Origin of the sequence: Glycomyces sp. L485, from assembly GCF_022548875.1 — a bacterium.
Lineage (GTDB): Bacteria > Actinomycetota > Actinomycetes > Mycobacteriales > Micromonosporaceae > Glycomyces.
Genome location: NZ_JAKZEW010000136.1, coordinates 1 through 229 on the forward strand (window position 1 = coordinate 1; position 229 = coordinate 229).

Genomic DNA, 229 nt, shown 5'->3' on the forward strand with positions numbered 1-229 from the left:
GAGACCGGGCACGGGCGCAGGGAGTCGCGCTCGATCAAGACCATGGCCGTGGCCGACGAGCTCGGCGGGATCGTCTTCCCTCACGCGAAACTCGCGATCCGGCTCCACCGCCGCCGACAGGAAACCGGGAAGAAGGAGTCCCGCCGGACCGACTACGCCGTCACCAGCCTCGACGCCCACCAAGCCACACCCGCCCAGATCGCCGCGTTCATCCGCGGCGAATGGGGGA

General features: G+C 69.9%; 1 pseudogene. It reads left to right on the forward strand.

The window, feature by feature from the left end:
• Nucleotides 1–229: pseudogene (locus tag L0U85_RS20275) on the forward strand (ISAs1 family transposase); the annotation flags it as partial.